We start from the raw sequence: 18,831 nt of genomic DNA on the forward strand, positions 1-18,831 counted from the left end.
GCTGATGTATGCAGGGCAAAATGTGGGAGCGGGCTTGCTCGCGAAAGCGCTGTGTCAGTCGCCGGATGTATCGACTGATTCACCGCCTTCGCGAGCAAGCCCGCTCCCACATTTGAGGGTGTCGGCCTTAGAGATCGCGCACTACACGAAAGCCAATCCAGTCACCGCGCGTCTGCGGGTAGATGTTGTTCCGGTTGCCCGAGCGCGAAAATACCGGCGCTTCGCCCCAGTCATTGCCGCGAATCTGGTAGCTCTCGCAGTTCGGCTCCATCCAGGCGCTGCCGTCGGTAGGCGCGCCGATGTAGTTGGGGTGTTCACAGTCGGCCACACGCTCATACACATTGCCATGCATGTCATACATGCCAAATGCATTCGGCGGGTAACTGCCGACCGGCGAAGAGTAGCTGTAGCCATCCGCCGGCCCGTAGGTATTGGCATGTTCGGCGATGCTGTAGCCCTTGCCTGCATCGAAAGGAAACGGGAACGGTCCGGTTGAACCGGCGCGGGCGGCGTATTCACGCTGCGCTTCACTGACCATGTGGTACGTCTGCCCGGTTTTTTTCGACAGCCAGGCGACGTAGTTCTTTACGTCGTCCATGTCCATGCATACCGCCGGTTGGCGCGGCCCCTGCGGGTAGCGCGGTTTACTGGCGATGCATTCGCGGCCGGGGCGCGTATCGCCATCGGCGATCTTGACCCCGCTCTGGCGGATATAGCTGTCCCATTCACCGGCGGTGATGTGGAAGCGGCTCATGGCGAAGGGTTTGGCGAAGGTCACGTCGTGCATCGGGCCTTCGTCGGGCTCGCGGCCGACTTCGTCTTCGGGGGTGCCCATGGTGAACGTGCCGGCCGGCAGTACCACCATTTCCGGGCAGTCCTTACAGTCCTTGAATACCTTGCCGGGCTGCGGCGTAGCGGCCTGGGCCAGATTGGGCAGCGCTGCAGCGCACAGGGCGGTCAGCGCCAGGGCTGCCAGGGGGTTGAGTCGGGATGGATTCATGTGGGCATCTCGTTCAAAGGAAAAAGTGGCCGTCACAACCGTTGGCTCAGCAAGGTCATGAAGTGCTGGATCTCGTCCGAGCTGTTAAGCAGGCCGGGGGAGGTGCGAATCACTGGGCCGACATCGCGGTCTACCGCATCGATCACCACACGGTTTTTCATCAGGTAGGCGGCTACGGCGTCGCTGTCCTGGCCCTTGACGCGGAAGAACGTAAAGCCCGCTGAAAGCTCGGTGCTGCGCGGTGTCACCAGCTCGATCTGCGGGTGGGCCAGCAGTTGGTTTTTCAGCTCCGTGTTCAGTTCGTGAATACGCGCCTGCACCGACGCCTTGCCCAGCTGCAGGTGGAGTTTGAAGGCCTCGTCCGCCGCCCAGCGATGCTCGAAAGCGTGGAAGCCCCCGGGGGTCATGGTGGTGGCAAAATTGGTGTCTTCGGAGAAGGTCGGCACCATCGGCGTCACGTCTTTGTTCTCGGCATCGCGAGCGCAGACCAGCCCGGTGCCGCGTGGCCCGAACATCCATTTATGGGTGCCGGCGATAAAGAAATCGCAGTGCATGGCCGGAAAGTCGAGGTCCTCCACGCCAAAGCCATGCACGCCATCGACCACATAGAGAATGCGGTCCTTATCGTCACGGTTGCGGTTGAGTGCCTCCACCAACCTGCCGATCTCGCCGATGGGCAGCTTCACGCCACTGCCGGATTGCACCCAGGTCATGCCCAGCACACGGGTATTGGGGCGGATAGCGCGTTTGATGTTGCCGAGCACTTCGTCTACGGACACCTGGTGGGCATTTTCGAATAACCGAATTCGCCGTACCTGCGTGCTTTGCCGGGCGACGCGAAAGTCCAGGACGTTCTGTGTGGCGTAGTGCTCGTGCTCGGTGGTCAGAATTTCCTGGTCAGCCCGCAGCTTGATGCCGCCGTAGATCATCGCCAGGCCTTCCGACGTACTGCCGGTCAGCGCGATCTGAGGCGGTGTGGCGTTCAGGTAGCGACCCGCCCATTCGCGCACCTGGCCCTCACGTTTCCAGGTTTCCTCAAGGCCCCAGTCCATCGCCAGGCCCGGGTTGCGGTCGATCTGCTGGCGGTAGCGGTCAATGGCTTCGCGCACGGGCTTGGGATGTGAAGTCACCAGGAAGTTGGAAAAGTGCAGGTAGTCCGGGTCTTGGTTGAACAGTTGTTTGAGCCCCGTCCATGGGTCGTTCGTAGCGGGTGCCGGTTCGCCTGCCAAGGCCTGTGGGAGGAGGGCGGCGCCCAGCGGCAGGCTGGCGGCGAATACGCCGGCCTGCTTGAGAAATGTACGGCGGTCGGTCATGGACTTGCTTCTAGGTGATTAGCGGTTGGCCAATGGCTTGGCGGCTTTTTGTACCTGGTCCCACACCCGCAGGAAGTTGCCTCCCCACAGCTTGGCGATATCGGCTTCGGAGTAACCGCGCTGGATCAGCTCGGCGGTGACGTTGCGCACCTCGCCGACGTTCTCCCAGCCCTGGATGCCGCCGCCGTCGTTGAAGTCCGACGAGATACCGACATGATCGATGCCGATCTTGCGCACGGTGTAGTCGATGGCGTCGCCCCAGTCCTTGAGGGAGGCCTTGGGTTCTTCGTCGAGAATCGCGTACAGCGCGCTGGCGTACTGGCCGAACTTCTGCTCGGACCAGGCGGCGATAATTGCGTCGCCAGGCATCAAGGCCATGGCCAGGTTGGGCAGCGGCGGCAAATCGAAACGCGCGCGCAGGGCGTTGAGTTTGTCCTGGGTCGGTTGGCTCAGCGGGCGCAAATAGGCCGGGAAGCCCACCACCTGTACCACGCCGCCGCTGTTCTTGATCAGCTGCAATTCCTTGTCGCTGAGGTTGCGCGGGATATCCACCGACGCGCGTGGCGCCGAGTGGGACGCCACCATCGGTGTGCGGCTCAACTGCGCCACTTGCTCCACGGCCTTGGTCGACATTTGCGACACGTCGATGATCACGCCCAAGTCATTCAGACGATGCACCGCTTGCTGGCCGATATCCGACAGCCCTTCGAGGGCGTCGGTCGAGTCATTGAAAAACGGCAGCGGGCGCGACGAATCGGACCAGGCGTTGTTGCCGATGTAGCTGAAGCCGAACATGCGCATGCCGCGCGCCGTCCACAGGTCCAGCTGGTTCAGGTCGTTGCCCAGCGGGTAGGCGTTGAGCATGCTGATAAAGATCGCAAACTTGCCCTCGCCATGCAGGCGCCGGAAATCGTCCGGGGTGTAGGCGATGCCCACTTGATTAGGAAAGTCGCGCACCATGCCGGAGATGATCTTGTAGCGCACCTCTTGCTCGTGACGGGCCTCTTCGACAAAACCATCGCTGGGTTTGTGCGGCGCATTGGCGCCGTTCCAGATTTCCGGCCAGCCGAAAATCGTCAGGGCGGCGCCCGACAAACGCCCGCGTGCTGCCTTGGCCAGGTCGAACTGGCCGCTGCCATCTTTGTCGGCCTCATTACCGGCCGTGCCGAAATCCAGGGGCACCGTGATATGGCTGTCAAACGACAGCAGGCGGTCCTGCATGTCATTGGCTTGCTTGATCACCTCCAGCGGGTAACCGGCATTGCCGCGGAACCAGTGGTCCCAAACCAGAAAGCCGGCTCCGGCGCCGATGGCCAGTGCCAGCGGCAGGCCGATATACAACGCCTTTTTCGAACGTGGTTTTGTCATTGCCATCTCAGTCAGTTGAGGCCTTTGCTATCAGGGAAGAACGAGCGATGGCGGGTGAAATTTAGGCCCAGGCCAGGCGACAGTAAATTTGTCGCAGCCGCCAACGTTCTAGCTCTGATTAAGCCGTTTTCTAAGGTAGACAATGACCATCTCTCGACGTGGGTTCATCGCAGGCCTGGCGCTGACGGGCGCTGCCGTGCCGGCGGCCTTTTATGCCCATCGCGAGCTGACGCGTGAAGAAGAGTTCCCCATCACGGCGGGCGAGGCCACGGTGGACTTGGCCGACACCGCAGGCCAGCACTTGGCGAACACCCTGCGCGGCGTCTGGGACCTGCGTCTGGAAGGTCGTGACGCCGGCCTCAAGGGCTTGCCGCTGCAAGGCCTGCAATTGCTGCTTGATATCGCCCCGCGTGGCCGTGGTTTGCGCGGTTACCTGGACACCGCTGAAAATTTGCGTGGCGAGGGTGAGCCGCGTTACCGCGTATTGGGTGACCTGCTGACAGGCGAGGGCGCGTTGCTCTATTGGCGCCTGATCGACCGCGAGACGGCCAATGGCGCGCCCGCCTATGAATTCAAGATGCGCCTCGACGAAGTCTGGGCCGACTTCGCCAACGCCGGCAGCGGGACCTTAAGTGGGCAGATCCTCGACCTCAATCGGCCCTTGGCCCTGACCGAACGCGACAACCGCTTTATCGCCCACAAGCAACTGTTTCCCGAGGCTCGCGAGCGTATCGGGCTCAACCCGAGCTTGTTGGCTTGGCTGATCTCTCCCGAACACCGGCTGTTTCACCAGCTGTGGCATGCCTCCCGTGACCAGTGGCACAAGCTGTCCGAGGAAAAACGTGACGCCTTGCGTGGTATCGGCTGGCAACCCGGGCCGCGCGGTCAGGAGCGCGACGCCCGCGGCAAACGCAAAGACCGTAATGGTTCAGGTATCGACTTCTTTTACATGCACCGCCATATGCTCGGCACCGCGCGTTCCCTGCAAGACCTGCCGTCGTGGCCGCAATTCCCCGAGCCGCAGCCCGCCTTGGAGCGCGATCGCCTGGGCTTTGTGCGGTACTTCGATAATCATGATGGCTTTGCACTTCCGCCCAGTTGGTCGGCGCCGGACGATGGCGACTACACCCAGTGGGTCAGCGATATCAAGGCGGCCGAGACCTACCACAGTAACTTCCAGGTGTGGGAATCCCACTACCGCGACCCGCGTTACCTGGCCAAGCTGACCTTGGGCCAGTTAGGTTCCGAAATGGAACTGGGCCTGCACGACTGGCTGCACATGCGCTGGGCCTCGGTGCCCCGTGACCCGTCCAACGGCGCACCGGTGCCGTTCGCCCGCGACCCTGCGGACTTTGCCGCGCGTTGGTATGCGCCGGAGAACGACTTCCTCGGCGACCCGTTTTCATCCCATGTAAACCCGGTGTTCTGGCACTTTCACGGCTGGATCGATGACCGTATCGAGGACTGGTTCCGCGCCCATGAGCGGTTTAATCCAGGCGAGGTCAGCCGGCTTGAGGTCAACGGTGTGGCCTGGTTTGCGCCGGGGCGCTGGGTGGAAGTGGGTGACCCGTGGCTGGGGCCGGACACCCATGGCTGCAGTACCACGCCGGGTTTGCAGATGGGGCGGTCGATGGAAATGGACCCGGAAACCATGAAGCTGGCGCTGCGGATTACATTTGCGGCCGAAGAAGAGGGGCTGCAGGCATTGTTCAAGCGCGTGCCGCAGCGGCCCTGGTATGCGCGGCACTTGAAGGTCAAGTGAGCCCAGGAACGTTTGGCCAAAGGTCCGCCACAAGGAACAAACGTTCGGCTTCCTCCCAGTCCTCGCCGTTCTGAACCAGCCTTACCAGCAGTTGCGCCGGCGCCATTGGCTCGAGTTCGGCCAGCCACCCTTGCATCTGTTCTTCACGCCACACTTCACTCGCCGGGTAGTGCGCCGGCGCCAACCACGCATGCCGGGGCAGGGGTTGCCAACGCCCCGGCGGGCTCGCGCTGACGAAGTCCCGCCAGTCGCGCTGATGCAACCAGCGCCCGCGCAAATGCTGCGGATGGGCGCCTCGGGGCGGTTCGGCCTGGCCCGGCCACGGATAGAGCAAATACCCGCCCAGCCATAAGTGTGCATCGAACTGCTGAATATCCAGTGCCGCCAACGCTTCGCGGCTTTCCGGACGTGCCGAGATCGGCAGTTGATGTTGGGCAAGGTGCGCCAGCTTGCGGTCCAGCCGGTCATGGCAGCCGGGGCCGAGCCATTGCGCGGTGTTATGGCCGTTGCCGTCTTGCGGGCCCAGATAGAGTTTGATCGCCAGTTCCAGGTGGTGCACGCCGTCGCGGTCGCGCAGCAGCATATCCAGCTCACCCAAGGTATGCCCGGCGCGGCGGATCGGCAGGTTGGCAGCCAGCAACTCCACACCCGGTGCATGCTGCACGGCGAATTGCCACAGGCGCTCGTAGTACAGGCCCAGACGGCGGGTGCGTGCCAAGCTCAGCCAATGCTGCAGGGCGCTGCTGTCCTGATCGAGTGTACGTAACCAGTGTTCGAGAAGATGGGGCGCCTGCACCCAGTCGCTGCCGGCCAGCGGATGGCGTTGCGGCCAAGGCGTTTGGGCGAGCATGGGGGGCGCGATCATCACCCACGCCAAATCGCGCACCTCGGGGTGCCGCAACTGGCGGGGCAGGTTGAGCAAGTCTGGGAACACAGTCATGGTCCGAGCATAGCCTTTTAAGCGCTGTACGGGTGGCTGAGAACCATTGTCATCCAGGCGGGCGGCGACAAAGGATTTTGCCTGACGCAGCCTTTCGCCCATAATCGTTCTTTTTGCCACACCCCAAATCCCGCAGGAGCCCCATGGAGCAATTTCGCAATATCGGCATTATCGGTCGCCTGGGCAGTACCCAGGTGCTGGACACCGTCCGCCGGCTGAAAAAGTTCCTGTTGGAACGCCACCTGCATGTGATCCTCGAAGACACTATCGCTGAAATCCTCCCGGGCCATGGCCTGCAAACCTCGTCGCGCAAGATGCTCGGCGAAGTGTGTGACATGGTGATTGTGGTGGGCGGCGACGGCAGCCTGCTCGGCGCGGCCCGGGCCCTGGCGCGGCATAACGTGCCGGTGTTGGGGATCAACCGTGGCAGCCTGGGGTTTCTCACGGATATCCGCCCGGATGACCTGGAAGTCGAAGTCGCCAAGGTGCTCGACGGCCATTACCTGGTGGAAAACCGCTTCCTGTTGCAGGCCGAAGTGCGCCGCCACGGTGAAGCCATCGGCCAGGGCGATGCCCTCAATGACGTGGTGCTGCACCCGGGCAAATCCACGCGGATGATCGAGTTCGAGCTGTACATCGACGGCCAGTTCGTCTGCAGCCAGAAGGCCGACGGCCTGATCGTCGCCACGCCGACCGGCTCTACCGCCTACGCGTTGTCGGCCGGTGGCCCGATCATGCATCCCAAGCTGGATGCCATTGTGATCGTGCCGATGTACCCCCATATGTTGTCCAGCAGGCCGATTGTGGTCGATGGCAACAGTGAGCTGAAAATCGTGGTGTCCAAAGACATGCAGATCTACCCGCAAGTCTCCTGTGACGGGCAGAACCATTTTACCTGCGCCCCCGGTGACACCATCACCGTGAGCAAAAAGGCGCAGAAGCTGCGGTTGATCCACCCGCTGGACCACAATTACTACGAAGTGTGCCGGACCAAGTTGGGCTGGGGCAGCCGCTTGGGGGGTGGAGGCGACTGATGCTCGATCCCGCGCGTAGCTACGACCTGATTGGTGACGTGCACGGTTGCGCTCATACCCTTGAGCACTTGCTCGACCAATTGGGTTACCACAAGCAGGGCGGCACCTGGCGCCATCCGTCGCGAATGGCGGTGTTCCTCGGCGATATCATCGACCGTGGCCCACGCATTCGCGAGGCGCTGCATATCGTCCATGACATGGCCGAGGCCGGACAGGCGCTGTGCATCATGGGCAACCATGAGTTCAACGCACTGGGCTGGAGCACACCGGCGCCGCCGGGCAGTGGCAAGCAGTTCGTGCGTGAGCACAACCCGCGCCACGCCCGCTTGATCCACGAGACCCTGACCCAGTTCGAGCACCACCCGGCCGACTGGCATGACTTCCTCGGCTGGTTCTATGACATGCCGCTGTTTGTCGACGCCGGGCGTTTCCGTGTGGTGCATGCGTGCTGGGATGACGGCTTTATCCAGCCGCTGCGCGGTACCTTCCCGGATGGCTGCATCGACCAGCACTTCCTGCAGGCCGCTGCGGTGCCGGGCAGTTTTGCCTGCAATGCGTTCGACCGCCTGTTGCGCGGCACAGACATGCGCCTGCCGGATGGCCTGACGCTGACCGGTGGTGATGGCCTGACGCGTTCGTTCTTTCGCACCAAGTTCTGGGAAGACGACCCGAAAACCTACGGCGACATCGTGTTCCAACCCGATGCGCTGCCGGAGCCGGTGGCGCGTACGCCACTGTCGTCCTCGCAGAAAAATTCCCTGTTGCGCTACGGCGTCGACGAACCGTTGTTGTTCGTCGGTCACTACTGGCGCAGCGGCAAACCGGCGCCGATCCGCCCGAACCTAGCCTGCCTGGACTACAGCGCGGTGCTGTACGGCAAGTTGGTGGCCTATCGACTGGACCAGGAAACCCAACTGGATCCGCGTAAATTCGTATGGGTCGACGTTGAGCGGCCCGAGGTGATGTCATGAGTACCGTGGCTGTATTGCGCTTGCCACTGAGCGTCGACCTGGGCGGTTTCGTCAAACTGCTGCAACGTATGCAAGTGCCGCATCGCGTCAGCGAGGAAGCCGGGGAGCAGGTGTTGTGGGTGCCCGAGACCATCAGCGACGACGTGCGCGTGCTGTACCAGCGCTTTCCCGCCGGTGACCCGGACCAGCAACTGGATATTCCCGAGCAGGCACCCGTTGCGCGTCCAGGCTTCGTCCAGCAATTGCGCATGAGCCCGGTCACTGCGCTGGTGCTGCTGGCGAGCCTTATCGTCGGCGCGGTGACGCTGCTGGGCGAAAACCTGCAAGCCATGAGCTGGCTGACGTTCCTGCCGTTTCACGTGACGGGTGAGTACATCCAGTTCACGCCGTTTGCCGAAACCATGGCCTCGGGGCAGTGGTGGCGGCTGGTCACCCCGATGCTGATCCACTTCGGCATCCTGCACCTGGCGATGAATGGCATGTGGTACTGGGAACTGGGCCGCCGCATCGAAGTGCGCCAGGGCAGTATCAACCTGCTGGGCCTGACGTTGTTGTTCAGCCTGGTCTCCAACTACGCTCAATACGCCTATGGCGGCCCTGGCCTGTTTGGCGGCCTGTCCGGTGTGTTGTATGGCTTGCTCGGGCATTGCTGGATTTTTCAATTATTGTCGCCTAACCCGGCCTATCGCCTGCCCCGTGGGGTGCTGGTGATGATGTTGGTATGGCTGGTGCTGTGCCTGTCGGGGCTGGTCTCGATGATCGGTTTCGGCGAAATCGCCAACGCTGCCCACGTCGGCGGCCTGGTTATCGGTTGCCTGACAGGTTTGCTGGGCGGGCTTTACAGCCGCCGCAAATCTTCTATTTGATAAGGAAGAGCCTCATGTCCTCTTTTGCTGAAATGATCGAAAACATCACCCCGGATATCTACGAGAGCCTCAAGCTGGCCGTGGAAATCGGCAAATGGTCCGATGGCCGCAAGCTCACCGCCGAGCAACGCGAGCTGTCCCTGCAAGCGGTGATCGCCTGGGAAATCCAGAACCTGCCGGAAGAGCAGCGCACCGGCTACATGGGGCCGCAGGAATGCGCGTCCAAATCGGCGCCGGTGCCGAACATTCTGTTCAAGTCGGATGCGATCCATTGATTGAAATCGGTCGCGGTGCAGTCAGCAAAATGTCGGCGCAACTCGGTGAGCCGACCGTTCAATACGCGTTTCGTCTGGGCGACACCGAGGTGCCGGTCAACCCGTTGATCGGCACTCACGTGCGCCTGGAATACCTGGGTGCCATTCATTGCAGCCATTGCGGCCGCAAGACCAAAACCAGTTTCAGCCAGGGTTACTGCTACCCGTGCATGACCAAACTGGCCCAGTGTGACCTGTGCATCATGAGCCCCGAGCGTTGCCATTACGACGCCGGTACTTGCCGTGATCCCGGCTGGGGCGAAAAATTCTGCATGACCGACCATGTGGTGTACCTGGCCAATTCGTCGGGGATCAAGGTCGGCATCACCCGTGCCACCCAACTGCCGACGCGTTGGCTCGACCAGGGCGCCAGCCAGGCGCTGCCGATCATGCGCGTCGCGACCCGCCAGCAGTCCGGTTTTGTCGAAGACCTGTTCCGCAGCCAAGTGGCCGACAAGACCAACTGGCGCGCCTTGCTCAAGGGCGATGCGCTATCGGTGGACCTCAAGCAGGTGCGCGACCAGCTGTTTGCCTCCTGCGCTGAAGGCCTGCTGAGTTTGCAGGAACGCTTTGGCCTGCAGGCCATCCAACCGGTGACCGACATCGAACCCATCGAGATCCGTTACCCGGTCGAGCAATACCCGGCCAAGATTGTCAGCTTCAACCTGGACAAGAACCCGATTGCCGAAGGCACGCTGTTGGGGATCAAGGGCCAATACCTGATCTTCGATACCGGCGTTATCAACATTCGTAAGTACACGGCCTACCAGCTCGCCGTGCATCAGTAAAAGGATGCAACCCATGCGCACCGAACAACCGAAGATGATTTACCTGAAGGACTATCAGGCGCCGGACTACCTGATCGAAGAGACGCACCTGACCTTCGAGTTGTTCGAGGACCACAGCCTGGTCCACGCGCAGTTGGTGATGCGCCGCAACCCTGAACGCGGTGCCGGCCTGCCGCCGCTGGTGCTCGATGGCCAACAGCTGGAGCTGCTGACTGTCAACCTGGGCGATCAGGAACTGACCGAGGTTGACTACCAGCTGACCGACAGCCACCTGACCCTGCACCCGACCCGCGAAACCTTCACGGTCGACACAAGCGTGCGTATTCACCCGGAAACCAACACCGCCCTTGAAGGCCTGTACAAATCCGGCGGCATGTTCTGCACCCAGTGCGAGGCCGAGGGCTTTCGCAAGATTACCTATTACCTCGACCGCCCGGACGTGATGAGCACCTTCACCACCACGGTAATCGCCGAGCAACACCGCTACCCGGTACTGCTGTCCAACGGCAACCCGATTGCCAGCGGCCCGGGTGAAGACGGTCGTCACTGGGCGACCTGGGAAGACCCGTTCAAGAAGCCGGCATACCTGTTTGCGCTGGTGGCCGGTGACCTGTGGTGTGTTGAAGACACGTTCACCACCATGACCAGCCGTGAAGTGGCGCTGCGCATTTATGTCGAACCGGAAAATATCGACAAGTGCCAGCACGCCATGACCAGCCTGAAAAAATCCATGCGCTGGGACGAAGAAACCTACGGCCGCGAGTACGACCTCGATATCTTCATGATCGTGGCGGTCAACGACTTCAACATGGGCGCCATGGAGAACAAGGGCCTTAATATCTTCAACTCCAGCGCCGTGCTGGCCCGCGCCGAAACCGCCACCGATGCCGCGCACCAGCGGGTCGAGGCGATCGTCGCCCACGAATACTTCCACAACTGGTCGGGCAACCGCGTGACCTGCCGCGACTGGTTCCAGCTGTCGCTGAAAGAAGGCTTCACTGTTTTCCGTGATTCGGGCTTCTCCGCCGACATGAACTCGGCCACGGTCAAGCGCATCCAGGATGTGGCGTACCTGCGTACGCACCAGTTCGCCGAAGACGCCGGCCCCATGGCCCACGCCGTGCGCCCGGACAGTTTTATCGAAATCTCCAACTTCTACACCCTGACTGTGTACGAAAAGGGCTCGGAAGTGGTCGGCATGATCCACACCTTGCTCGGTGCAGAAGGCTTCCGTAAAGGCAGCGACCTGTACTTCGAACGCCACGACGGCCAGGCGGTGACCTGCGATGATTTCATCAAGGCCATGGAAGACGCGAACGGTGCTGACCTGACTCAGTTCAAGCGCTGGTACAGCCAGGCCGGTACGCCGCGTCTGGCGGTGAGCGAGTCTTACGACTCCGCCGCCAAAACCTACAGCCTGACCTTCCGCCAGAGCTGCCCGGAAACCCCGGACAAGGTGCAGAAACTGCCGTTCGTGATTCCGGTTGAGTTGGGCTTGCTGGATGCGAAGGGCGCCGGCATTGCCTTGCGCCTGGCCGGTGAAGCGGCTGCGGGCGGTACGTCCCGGGTCATTTCGGTGACCGAAGCCGAGCAGACCTTCACCTTCGTTGATATCGCCGAACAGCCGCTGCCCTCGCTGCTGCGTGGCTTCTCGGCGCCGGTGAAACTGAGCTTCCCATATAACCGCGATCAACTGATGTTCCTGATGCAGCACGACAGCGACGGCTTCAACCGCTGGGATGCCGGCCAGCAACTGTCGGTGCAGGTGCTGCAGGAACTGATCGCCCAGCATCAGGCGGGCCAGCCGCTGAAGCTGGATCAACGCCTGATCGACGCCTTGCGCACAGTGCTCAGCGATGAACGCCTGGACCAGGCGATGGTCGCCGAAATGCTGTCGTTGCCAAGCGAAGCCTACTTGACGGAAATCAGCGAAGTGGCAGATGTCGATGCCATCCACGCCGCCCGTGAGTTTGCCCGTAAGCAGTTGGCTGACAACCTGTTCGAAGGCCTGTGGCTGCGCTACCAGGCCAATCGCGAACTGTCCAAACAGACGCCTTATGTCGCGGCGGCCGAGCATTTTGCGCGTCGCGCGTTGCAGAATATTGCGCTGTCGTACCTGATGCTCAGCGGCAAGCCTGAAGTATTGGCCGCGACCCTGGAACAGTTCGACGCTTGCGACAACATGACCGAACGCCTGACCGCGCTGGCGGTGCTGGTGAACTCACCGTTCGAGGCAGAAAAAGCCCATGCCTTGTCGGTGTTTGCCGAGAACTTCAAAGACAACCCCTTGGTCATGGACCAATGGTTCAGCGTACAGGCCGGCAGCACCTTGCCGGGCGGGCTGGCTCGGGTCAACGCGCTGATGGAACATCCGGCGTTCAACATCAAGAACCCGAACAAGGTACGGGCGCTGGTCGGCGCGTTTGCCGGGCAGAACCTGATCAACTTCCACGCGGCAGATGGCTCGGGGTATCGGTTCCTGGCGGACCTGGTGATTCAATTGAACGCCTTTAACCCGCAGATCGCTTCGCGCCAATTGGCGCCGCTGACCCGCTGGCGTAAATACGACAGCGCGCGCCAGGCGTTGATGAGGGCGGAACTGGAGCGCATTCGTGCGTCCGGTGAGCTGTCGAGTGATGTGTTCGAGGTGGTCAGCAAGAGCCTTGCGTAAGTTCTGCAAATAAAAAACGGCCTGTTAGGCCGTTTTTTTTCGTCTCGAACAACCCGCGGCCGTCGTGGCGCTCACGCTATGTTGCCGCGCCGAACTGTATTTTCGCGGCCATTCATTTCGTACGCAGGGCGTTTTTGCTGCTGACACTTTCTGGCAGGGTGCTCTGCTAAGCTGCGGCACTTTTTCCTTTACGGCGGGATCGACGTGTCGCGTACCACTCGTTTACTGACCTTGTTGCAGGCCATGCGAGGCAAAAAACGCCCGGTGACCGCTGCTGTATTGGCCGCTCAGTTAGAGGTGTCCGAGCGCACGCTGTACCGCGATATAGCTGAATTGACTGCACTGGGGGCGCCGATTTTCGGCGAGGCGGGGGTTGGGTATGTGTTGCGCAGCGGTCTGTTTCTGCCGCCATTGATGCTCAACGCCGAGGAAACCGAAGCCATCGTGCTGGGTTTACGCTATGTGGACCAGCGTGGCGATGACGTGCTGAGCCGTGCGGCCGCCAATGCCTTGGCGAAGATTGCCGACGTGCTCGATCCCGCCGCGCAGGAAGCCCTGCGTAACCCGACGCTGCTGCCTGGGCCGCCCGGGTTTGGCTACCCGGAAAACCGCGTGCCGCTTAACGTGTTTCGCGAGGCGATTCGCAACCAAGCCACGCTGCACATTGATTATGCGGATGCCAGCCAGACCCAGAGCCATCGACTGATTTGGCCCCTAGCCCTGGGCTTTCTCAATGAGGTGCGGGTCATCGTAGCGTGGTGCGAGTTGCGTGGTGCTTATCGCACCTTTCGCACCGACCGGGTGGCCGCAGCTGAAGTCCAGGAGGCGCGTTATCCCGGGCGGCGCAGCGACCTTTTACGGGCGTGGCGCAAGTTGATGGAACAGAATGAGTCCGGTCCCTTTACTCCTGACAAAAACTGACACAGCTCTGGCTTAGCATGACGCCATAAATCGCTAAAAAAGGAGCTGTGCCATGTCCCTGCCTGAATTGGCCCCCGCCATCGTGGCCTATATCACTGCGGCCAATAGCCGTGATACTTCGGTGATTACCGAATGTTTTGCCGACGATGCCAACGTCTTCGATGAAGGCGAGCATCAAGTCGGTACGGCCGCCATCGCCCGTTGGATGGAAGACACCGGGCGTCGTTATCAGCCCAGGGTCGAAGTGATCAAGGTGCAGCATCGCACCGGTAAGGTGTTGGTCAGCAACGTGGTGTCCGGGAATTTTCCGGGGAGCCCGCTGGAGTTGCGCTACACCTTTCGCCTGAACGAGCAGGGCAAGATTTCACGGCTGGATATCTCTGTGTAAGTCATACTGGCACGCATGACTTTTGAATCGCCTCTTACGGCTTACCAACATGCCATCGCCCAGCAAGGTTTCGTGCCTGACGACGCCCAGCGCCGGGCGGTGCAAGCCTTGCAAATCTGCCACGAAGCCTTGCACGACGGGCGCTCGCCGATTCCCGGGGTTTACCTGTGGGGGCCGGTCGGTCGGGGCAAAACCTGGTTGATGGACCAGTTCTATCAAAGCCTGCGAGTGCCTGCGCGGCGCCAGCACTTTCACCACTTCATGGGGTGGGTGCATCAGCGCCTGTTCCAGCTCAGCGGCATCCACGATCCCTTGCAGGCCTTGGCGCGGGAGCTCAGCCGGGAAGTGCGCGTGCTGTGTTTTGACGAGTTGTTCGTCAATGACATCGGTGACGCGATCATTCTCGGCCGGCTGTTCCAGGTGATGTTCGAAGAAGGTGTGGTGATGGTCTGCACCTCGAATCAACCTCCCGATCAGCTGTACGCCGGCGGCTTCAATCGCGAGCGTTTCCTGCCGGGTATCGAGGCGATCAAGCAGCACATGCAGGTGGTAGCGGTAGACGGCGGTGAAGACCACCGATTGCATCCCGGTGTAGGGCTGCAGCGCTATTGGGTGGACCAGCCGCATGCGCTCGCCACGGTGTTCAAACAATTGACCGAAGGGCAGGCGCTGAGCAGTGGGCCGGTCAGTGTTGGTTTTCGCTCGATTGTGACGGTGCAGTACAGTGATACGGTGCTCTGGTGTCGCTATTTGGAGCTGTGCGAGCAGCCGCTGGCCGCGATGGATTTCATGTTGCTGTGCGATCGCTTCAAGGCGATCTTGCTGGGTGAAGTTCCCAACCTGAGCGCGCAAAAACGCCCGGGCCGGATTGCCCGTGGCACTGAAGATGCTGCGCAGCGCGTGGTGGCAGGTGATCGCGATTTGCCTGAACTGTCGGTGCACGATGACAGTGTGCGGCGCTTTATCGCACTGGTCGACGAATGCTACGACCGCAAGGTGCCGTTGTTCATCGAGGCCAGCGTCCCGCTGGAAAGTCTCTACACCGAAGGTTACCTGGAGTTTCCGTTCCGCCGCACCCTCAGCCGCTTGCAGGAGATGCAGCTGCAGCGCTTTGGTGTATAGGACAACGCCTTAAAAAACGGATAACAGCGTTTTATGTGCACAACCTGCGTACTTTCTGTCAGGCATTTGTAGTTAATCTCCTTCATCTGCGGCTGAGTCCATGCTTACAATCGTCGCCTCAAAGGGAACCGATTCCCTTGTTGTCGTTATTGAGGAAGGAAATGGACACCCCAGACATCCTGGTACTGCAAGCCAGCTACACCAACCCCGTGCACGCCGAGGCCATCGGCCTGGTGCTCAACCATTACGCTGAAGACCCTATGGGCGGCGGTCATACGTTGCCTGCTGATCTGTTGCTGCAATTGCCGGCCGAACTGGCCAAGCGCCCCCACGCGTTCAGCGTACTGGCGTTTGTCGGTGGTGAACCGGCGGGGCTGGTCAATTGTTTCGAAGGGTTCTCGACGTTCGCCTGCCGCCCATTGATCAACGTGCACGACGTGATGGTGATGAAGCAGTTTCGTGGCTTGGGGTTGAGCCAGAAGATGTTGAACAAAGTCGAGGAGATCGCGCGTCAGCGTGGTTGCTGCAAGATCACCCTGGAGGTGCTTGAAGGCAATGATGTAGCGCAATCGGCGTACCGCAAGTTCGGTTTTGATGATTCGATTTTTGATCCCGCTCATGGGCGCATGCTGTTCTGGAGCAAGCCGCTTTAATAAATAAGATGCAAAAAAAAGGCGCCATTAAATGGCGCCAAGTTAACCTTTGCCAAAGGAGCGGAATGGCACAGGGTAATGCGGATTAACTAACGATTAAATCAGCTGTTGGGATGTTGCTCTGCGCTGGTTTGATCGGCAGTGCCGGTCTTTACATTCTTGCCGTCGGCCAGCGCAGTTTGATCAGTGGTGCCGTGCGTCTTCTGCTGCATAAAGGTGAAGTTGTTGTAGAACTCCTTCGAGCGCTCTGCGCCGCCTTCTGCAAAGGCGGCTGCGGAGGTCAGGGTCATCAGGCTGGCAAGCATCAAGGTGGAGAGTTTCATGGCAGTATTCCCATTAAGAGTGAGAGGTGTCTGATCGCTCCGTGATCCGATTCGTGAAACGACTATGGCGCTATCTTATTAAGTGGGAATTAACGTGGCGCGGCCCGAAGTTAACGTTTTTGTTAACTTCGGGTTCGGGGTTTAAAGCCTCCAGTCCACAGCCAGCGTGAGAGAGCGCGGTTCTCCCCAATACACGCCGTTATAAAAGCCGACGCGTTCGTAATATTTTTTATCAAATAGATTATTGACGTTGATCGAGGCCGAAACATGTTCGTCGAACTGGTAGCGCGACATCAGGTTGACCACGGTGTAGGCCTGTTGCGTGATTTTGGTGCTTTCGGTAATCAGGTCACCCTTATCGCCTCGCGCACCTGTCGGGCGCTGGGCAAAGTCGTAGGCATCGCTTTGCCAGTTCACCGCGCCACCCACCGTCAACCCACGCCACTGTCCCGGCAGGCGATAGGCCGTCGAGACTTTCAACAGATTGAGTGGCTGGTTGCGGTTGGCGCGCTGCTTCTCGCCATTGCGCGAGTGGGTGTAGGTGTAGCCTGCGGTAAGGTTCCAGTCGGGCATGACCTCGCCCGATACCTCCACCTCAAAGCCTTGCACCTTATTGCCTTTACCGCCTGACTTGTAGAATTGCTCGCGCGTGATCGGGTCCGGCGGCGCACTGTTATCCAGCTCGGCGACGTTATCTTGGGTACTCCAGAAGTAAGCGCTGGCCAGGTTCAGGCGCTCGTTGAGCAGGCTGCCCTTGAGGCCGACCTCGTAGTTGCTGCCCACCACGGGTTCCAGGTACTTCTTGCTGGCATCGCGTTCGTCCTGCGGGTTGAAAATATCGGTGTAGCTGGCATACACGGTGTATTCGGGCGTTATGTCGTAGAGCAAACCGGCATACGGCGTCCACATGTCGTTGTGGGTCTGGCTGGTTTTGCTGGCGTTGATCAACTGATTATTGCTGTTGTAGTCGGGGGAGATCGTTTCGCTTTCCCAACTGCCGTAACGGCTTCCCAGCACAGCGTGCAGTCGGTCGGTGAGGCTCAGTCGCGTGGCCAGGTAACCCGCCGTCTGTTTTTTGCTGTCGTGTTGGCCCTTCAGGCCGGTGGTGCGGTCGGGAAATTTTACGATACCGCCCATGTGTTGCCACTGTTTGATGTGTTCGTAGCCCTCGGGCGTTGTGTAGCGCTGGAACGGCGAAGTGTCCCGCTGTTCGGACTCGCCATACCCCACCATCAGCTCATGCTCGCGCCCGAACAATGGGTAGGCGCCGGTTAGATTGAAATCCACCACGTCCATTTTCGACGTGCCGACCATCTGGTTGGTCCAGGCGTTCATGCCGCTGCCATCCGGATTGGGGAAGCCGGCGCCGCCGTAATACACCTTGCCATCAGTGTCGCTCTGTCGATGGGTGTACGCTGCTTTCAAGCGCCAGTCGGGGGACAGTTTGTGATCGATGGAGGCGAAGGTGGTCTTGTCTTTCAGCGGCCAGGAGCTCCAGTCGGCAGCCATGTTCGCCGAGCGCGACAGCCGGGCCTTGCTGCCGTCGCTGTTCCAATAGGGCAGGGTGCCCCAGGAGGTGCCTTGCACATGTTTGTTCTGATAGTCGAAGCCTACGGCGACCACCGTGTCGTCCGTCAGGTCGCCTTCGAGAATCCCGTAGCCCACTTCCCGTTGCAGCGCGTAGTTGTCGCGATAGGACTGGCTGTCACGGTAAGCCAGTACGGTACGCCCGCGCAGTCGTCCATCAAACGCCAGGGGGCCGCCCACATCGACGTAGCTGTAGTAATTGTCATGGCTGGCTGCGCTGACGCCGGTCCTGGCCTGCCAGTCTGCGGTAGGGCGCTTGCGGATCATGTTGACCGTGGCCGAAGGGTCGCCTGCGCCGGTGGTCAGGCCAGTGGCGCCGCGCACGACCTCGATGCGGTCGTAAATGATGGTGTCGGCATCCGACTTCATACGCCCGAAGGTGCTGAGCATCCCGTCAACCTGGAAGTTGTTGATCGAATAGCCGCGGGACGAGTAACCCGCCCGATCCGAGTCCAGGTGCTGCACGGTTACCCCTGTGGTCTGGCGCAGGGCATCGGTCAGCGTGTTGAGGTTGAAGTCATCCATCTGCTGGCGGGTGATCACCGAAATGGATTGCGGGGTTTCCTTGATGGACAGGTTCAGGCGCGTGGCGGTGCTCATCGAACCGGTGGTATAGGCCTGGCTGTGCTCGGTAGTGGCACCCAGGCCTTCGGCAGTGACGCGGGTGCTACCCAGCTCCAGCACGGTGTGCTCGGGGTCGGTTTCGGCTAGCAGCTCCGGGCTCAGTACGACGCTGAACAGGCCAACGGTGAAGGTCATGGAGCGGGTAAAAGGCACAAACATCGCGGCAGACTCCTTGTCTTTGTGGCC

General features: G+C 60.7%; 17 protein-coding genes. 11 read left to right on the forward strand and 6 right to left on the reverse strand.

Annotated elements, in window-relative coordinates; genetic code table 11:
- Positions 1-127: 127 nt before the first annotated feature.
- Genes pvdO through pvdM form a run of 3 tightly spaced genes read right to left on the reverse strand, consistent with a single transcriptional unit; the run spans position 128 to position 3,681 of the window.
- Complete coding sequence (gene pvdO, locus ACLBW8_RS16710) at positions 128-1,000, reverse strand: dihydropyoverdine dehydrogenase (protein ID WP_447805878.1); 873 nt, start codon at positions 998-1,000, stop codon at positions 128-130.
- 32 nt (positions 1,001-1,032) lie between these two features.
- Complete coding sequence (gene pvdN / locus ACLBW8_RS16715; RefSeq protein ID WP_447805879.1) at positions 1,033-2,313, reverse strand: pyoverdine-tailoring periplasmic protein PvdN; 1,281 nt, start codon at positions 2,311-2,313, stop codon at positions 1,033-1,035.
- 18 nt (positions 2,314-2,331) lie between these two features.
- The gene (pvdM, locus tag ACLBW8_RS16720) at positions 2,332-3,681 is read right to left on the reverse strand and encodes a pyoverdine-tailoring dipeptidase-like protein PvdM (RefSeq protein ID WP_447805880.1); all 1,350 of its coding nucleotides are present in this window, start codon (positions 3,679-3,681) and stop codon (positions 2,332-2,334) included.
- 142 nt (positions 3,682-3,823) lie between these two features.
- Here pvdM and pvdP point away from each other — a divergent pair, with 142 nt between their 5' ends.
- Positions 3,824-5,443 (forward strand): pyoverdine maturation tyrosinase PvdP, encoded by a 1,620-nt coding sequence (gene pvdP, locus ACLBW8_RS16725; protein WP_447805881.1) that lies wholly within the window; start codon positions 3,824-3,826, stop codon positions 5,441-5,443.
- Here the strand turns inward: pvdP and ACLBW8_RS16730 are convergent.
- Positions 5,436-6,383: a DUF1853 family protein gene (locus ACLBW8_RS16730; protein ID WP_447805882.1), complete on the reverse strand. Its 948-nt coding sequence runs from the start codon at positions 6,381-6,383 to the stop codon at positions 5,436-5,438. The two genes, pvdP and ACLBW8_RS16730, sit on opposite strands and share 8 nt — an antisense overlap.
- A 143-nt stretch (positions 6,384-6,526) precedes the next feature.
- Between ACLBW8_RS16730 and ACLBW8_RS16735 the strand changes: the two genes are divergently transcribed.
- The 10 genes from ACLBW8_RS16735 to ACLBW8_RS16780 all read left to right on the forward strand — a co-directional run bounded on the left by ACLBW8_RS16735 (position 6,527) and on the right by ACLBW8_RS16780 (position 16,111).
- On the forward strand, positions 6,527-7,417 hold the full coding sequence (locus ACLBW8_RS16735) for an NAD(+) kinase (RefSeq protein ID WP_010210870.1): 891 nt from the start codon (positions 6,527-6,529) through the stop codon (positions 7,415-7,417).
- A complete protein-coding gene (locus ACLBW8_RS16740; protein ID WP_167353733.1) occupies positions 7,414-8,388 on the forward strand; it encodes a metallophosphoesterase in 975 nt (324 codons plus the stop codon). The genes ACLBW8_RS16735 and ACLBW8_RS16740 overlap by 4 nt, the downstream gene beginning before the upstream one ends.
- On the forward strand, positions 8,385-9,254 hold the full coding sequence (locus ACLBW8_RS16745; protein ID WP_447805883.1) for a rhomboid family intramembrane serine protease: 870 nt from the start codon (positions 8,385-8,387) through the stop codon (positions 9,252-9,254). The genes ACLBW8_RS16740 and ACLBW8_RS16745 overlap by 4 nt, the downstream gene beginning before the upstream one ends.
- A 14-nt stretch (positions 9,255-9,268) precedes the next feature.
- Positions 9,269-9,529, forward strand: coding sequence for a YeaC family protein (locus ACLBW8_RS16750; RefSeq protein WP_017138108.1), 261 nt, complete (start codon positions 9,269-9,271; stop codon positions 9,527-9,529).
- A complete protein-coding gene (locus ACLBW8_RS16755) occupies positions 9,526-10,356 on the forward strand; it encodes a DUF2797 domain-containing protein (protein WP_447805884.1) in 831 nt (276 codons plus the stop codon). The genes ACLBW8_RS16750 and ACLBW8_RS16755 overlap by 4 nt, the downstream gene beginning before the upstream one ends.
- Before the next feature lie 13 nt (positions 10,357-10,369).
- Positions 10,370-13,027: an aminopeptidase N gene (gene pepN, locus ACLBW8_RS16760; RefSeq protein ID WP_447805885.1), complete on the forward strand. Its 2,658-nt coding sequence runs from the start codon at positions 10,370-10,372 to the stop codon at positions 13,025-13,027.
- A 204-nt stretch (positions 13,028-13,231) separates the two neighbouring features.
- Positions 13,232-13,948 (forward strand): helix-turn-helix transcriptional regulator, encoded by a 717-nt coding sequence (locus tag ACLBW8_RS16765; RefSeq protein ID WP_447805886.1) that lies wholly within the window; start codon positions 13,232-13,234, stop codon positions 13,946-13,948.
- Between the two features lie 52 nt (positions 13,949-14,000).
- The gene (locus ACLBW8_RS16770; RefSeq protein ID WP_221294959.1) at positions 14,001-14,336 is read left to right on the forward strand and encodes a nuclear transport factor 2 family protein; all 336 of its coding nucleotides are present in this window, start codon (positions 14,001-14,003) and stop codon (positions 14,334-14,336) included.
- A gap of 15 nt (positions 14,337-14,351) precedes the next feature.
- On the forward strand, positions 14,352-15,458 hold the full coding sequence (gene zapE, locus ACLBW8_RS16775; RefSeq protein ID WP_447805887.1) for a cell division protein ZapE: 1,107 nt from the start codon (positions 14,352-14,354) through the stop codon (positions 15,456-15,458).
- A gap of 161 nt (positions 15,459-15,619) precedes the next feature.
- A complete protein-coding gene (locus tag ACLBW8_RS16780; RefSeq protein WP_407016766.1) occupies positions 15,620-16,111 on the forward strand; it encodes a GNAT family N-acetyltransferase in 492 nt (163 codons plus the stop codon).
- 101 nt (positions 16,112-16,212) lie between these two features.
- Here ACLBW8_RS16780 and ACLBW8_RS16785 read toward each other — a convergent pair whose 3' ends face one another.
- On the reverse strand, positions 16,213-16,434 hold the full coding sequence (locus tag ACLBW8_RS16785) for a hypothetical protein (protein ID WP_064452729.1): 222 nt from the start codon (positions 16,432-16,434) through the stop codon (positions 16,213-16,215).
- Positions 16,435-16,575: 141 nt separating this feature from the next.
- Positions 16,576-18,804, reverse strand: coding sequence for a TonB-dependent siderophore receptor (locus ACLBW8_RS16790; RefSeq protein WP_447805888.1), 2,229 nt, complete (start codon positions 18,802-18,804; stop codon positions 16,576-16,578).
- Positions 18,805-18,831 lie beyond the last annotated feature (27 nt).

Source organism: Pseudomonas sp. M5A4_2d (assembly GCF_053345295.1).

What these genes read in the sequence shown, in the direction of transcription:
- pvdO (WP_447805878.1), bottom strand. Translation starts at nt 1,000, where the DNA reads ATGAATCCATCCCGACTCAACCCCCTGGCAGCCCTGGCGCTGACCGCC.
- pvdN (WP_447805879.1), bottom strand. Translation starts at nt 2,313, where the DNA reads ATGACCGACCGCCGTACATTTCTCAAGCAGGCCGGCGTATTCGCCGCC.
- pvdM (WP_447805880.1), bottom strand. Translation starts at nt 3,681, where the DNA reads ATGACAAAACCACGTTCGAAAAAGGCGTTGTATATCGGCCTGCCGCTG.
- pvdP (WP_447805881.1), top strand. Translation starts at nt 3,824, where the DNA reads ATGACCATCTCTCGACGTGGGTTCATCGCAGGCCTGGCGCTGACGGGC.
- ACLBW8_RS16730 (WP_447805882.1), bottom strand. Translation starts at nt 6,383, where the DNA reads ATGACTGTGTTCCCAGACTTGCTCAACCTGCCCCGCCAGTTGCGGCAC.
- ACLBW8_RS16735 (WP_010210870.1), top strand. Translation starts at nt 6,527, where the DNA reads ATGGAGCAATTTCGCAATATCGGCATTATCGGTCGCCTGGGCAGTACC.
- ACLBW8_RS16745 (WP_447805883.1), top strand. Translation starts at nt 8,385, where the DNA reads ATGAGTACCGTGGCTGTATTGCGCTTGCCACTGAGCGTCGACCTGGGC.
- ACLBW8_RS16750 (WP_017138108.1), top strand. Translation starts at nt 9,269, where the DNA reads ATGTCCTCTTTTGCTGAAATGATCGAAAACATCACCCCGGATATCTAC.
- pepN (WP_447805885.1), top strand. Translation starts at nt 10,370, where the DNA reads ATGCGCACCGAACAACCGAAGATGATTTACCTGAAGGACTATCAGGCG.
- ACLBW8_RS16770 (WP_221294959.1), top strand. Translation starts at nt 14,001, where the DNA reads ATGTCCCTGCCTGAATTGGCCCCCGCCATCGTGGCCTATATCACTGCG.
- zapE (WP_447805887.1), top strand. Translation starts at nt 14,352, where the DNA reads ATGACTTTTGAATCGCCTCTTACGGCTTACCAACATGCCATCGCCCAG.
- ACLBW8_RS16780 (WP_407016766.1), top strand. Translation starts at nt 15,620, where the DNA reads ATGGACACCCCAGACATCCTGGTACTGCAAGCCAGCTACACCAACCCC.
- ACLBW8_RS16785 (WP_064452729.1), bottom strand. Translation starts at nt 16,434, where the DNA reads ATGAAACTCTCCACCTTGATGCTTGCCAGCCTGATGACCCTGACCTCC.
- ACLBW8_RS16790 (WP_447805888.1), bottom strand. Translation starts at nt 18,804, where the DNA reads ATGTTTGTGCCTTTTACCCGCTCCATGACCTTCACCGTTGGCCTGTTC.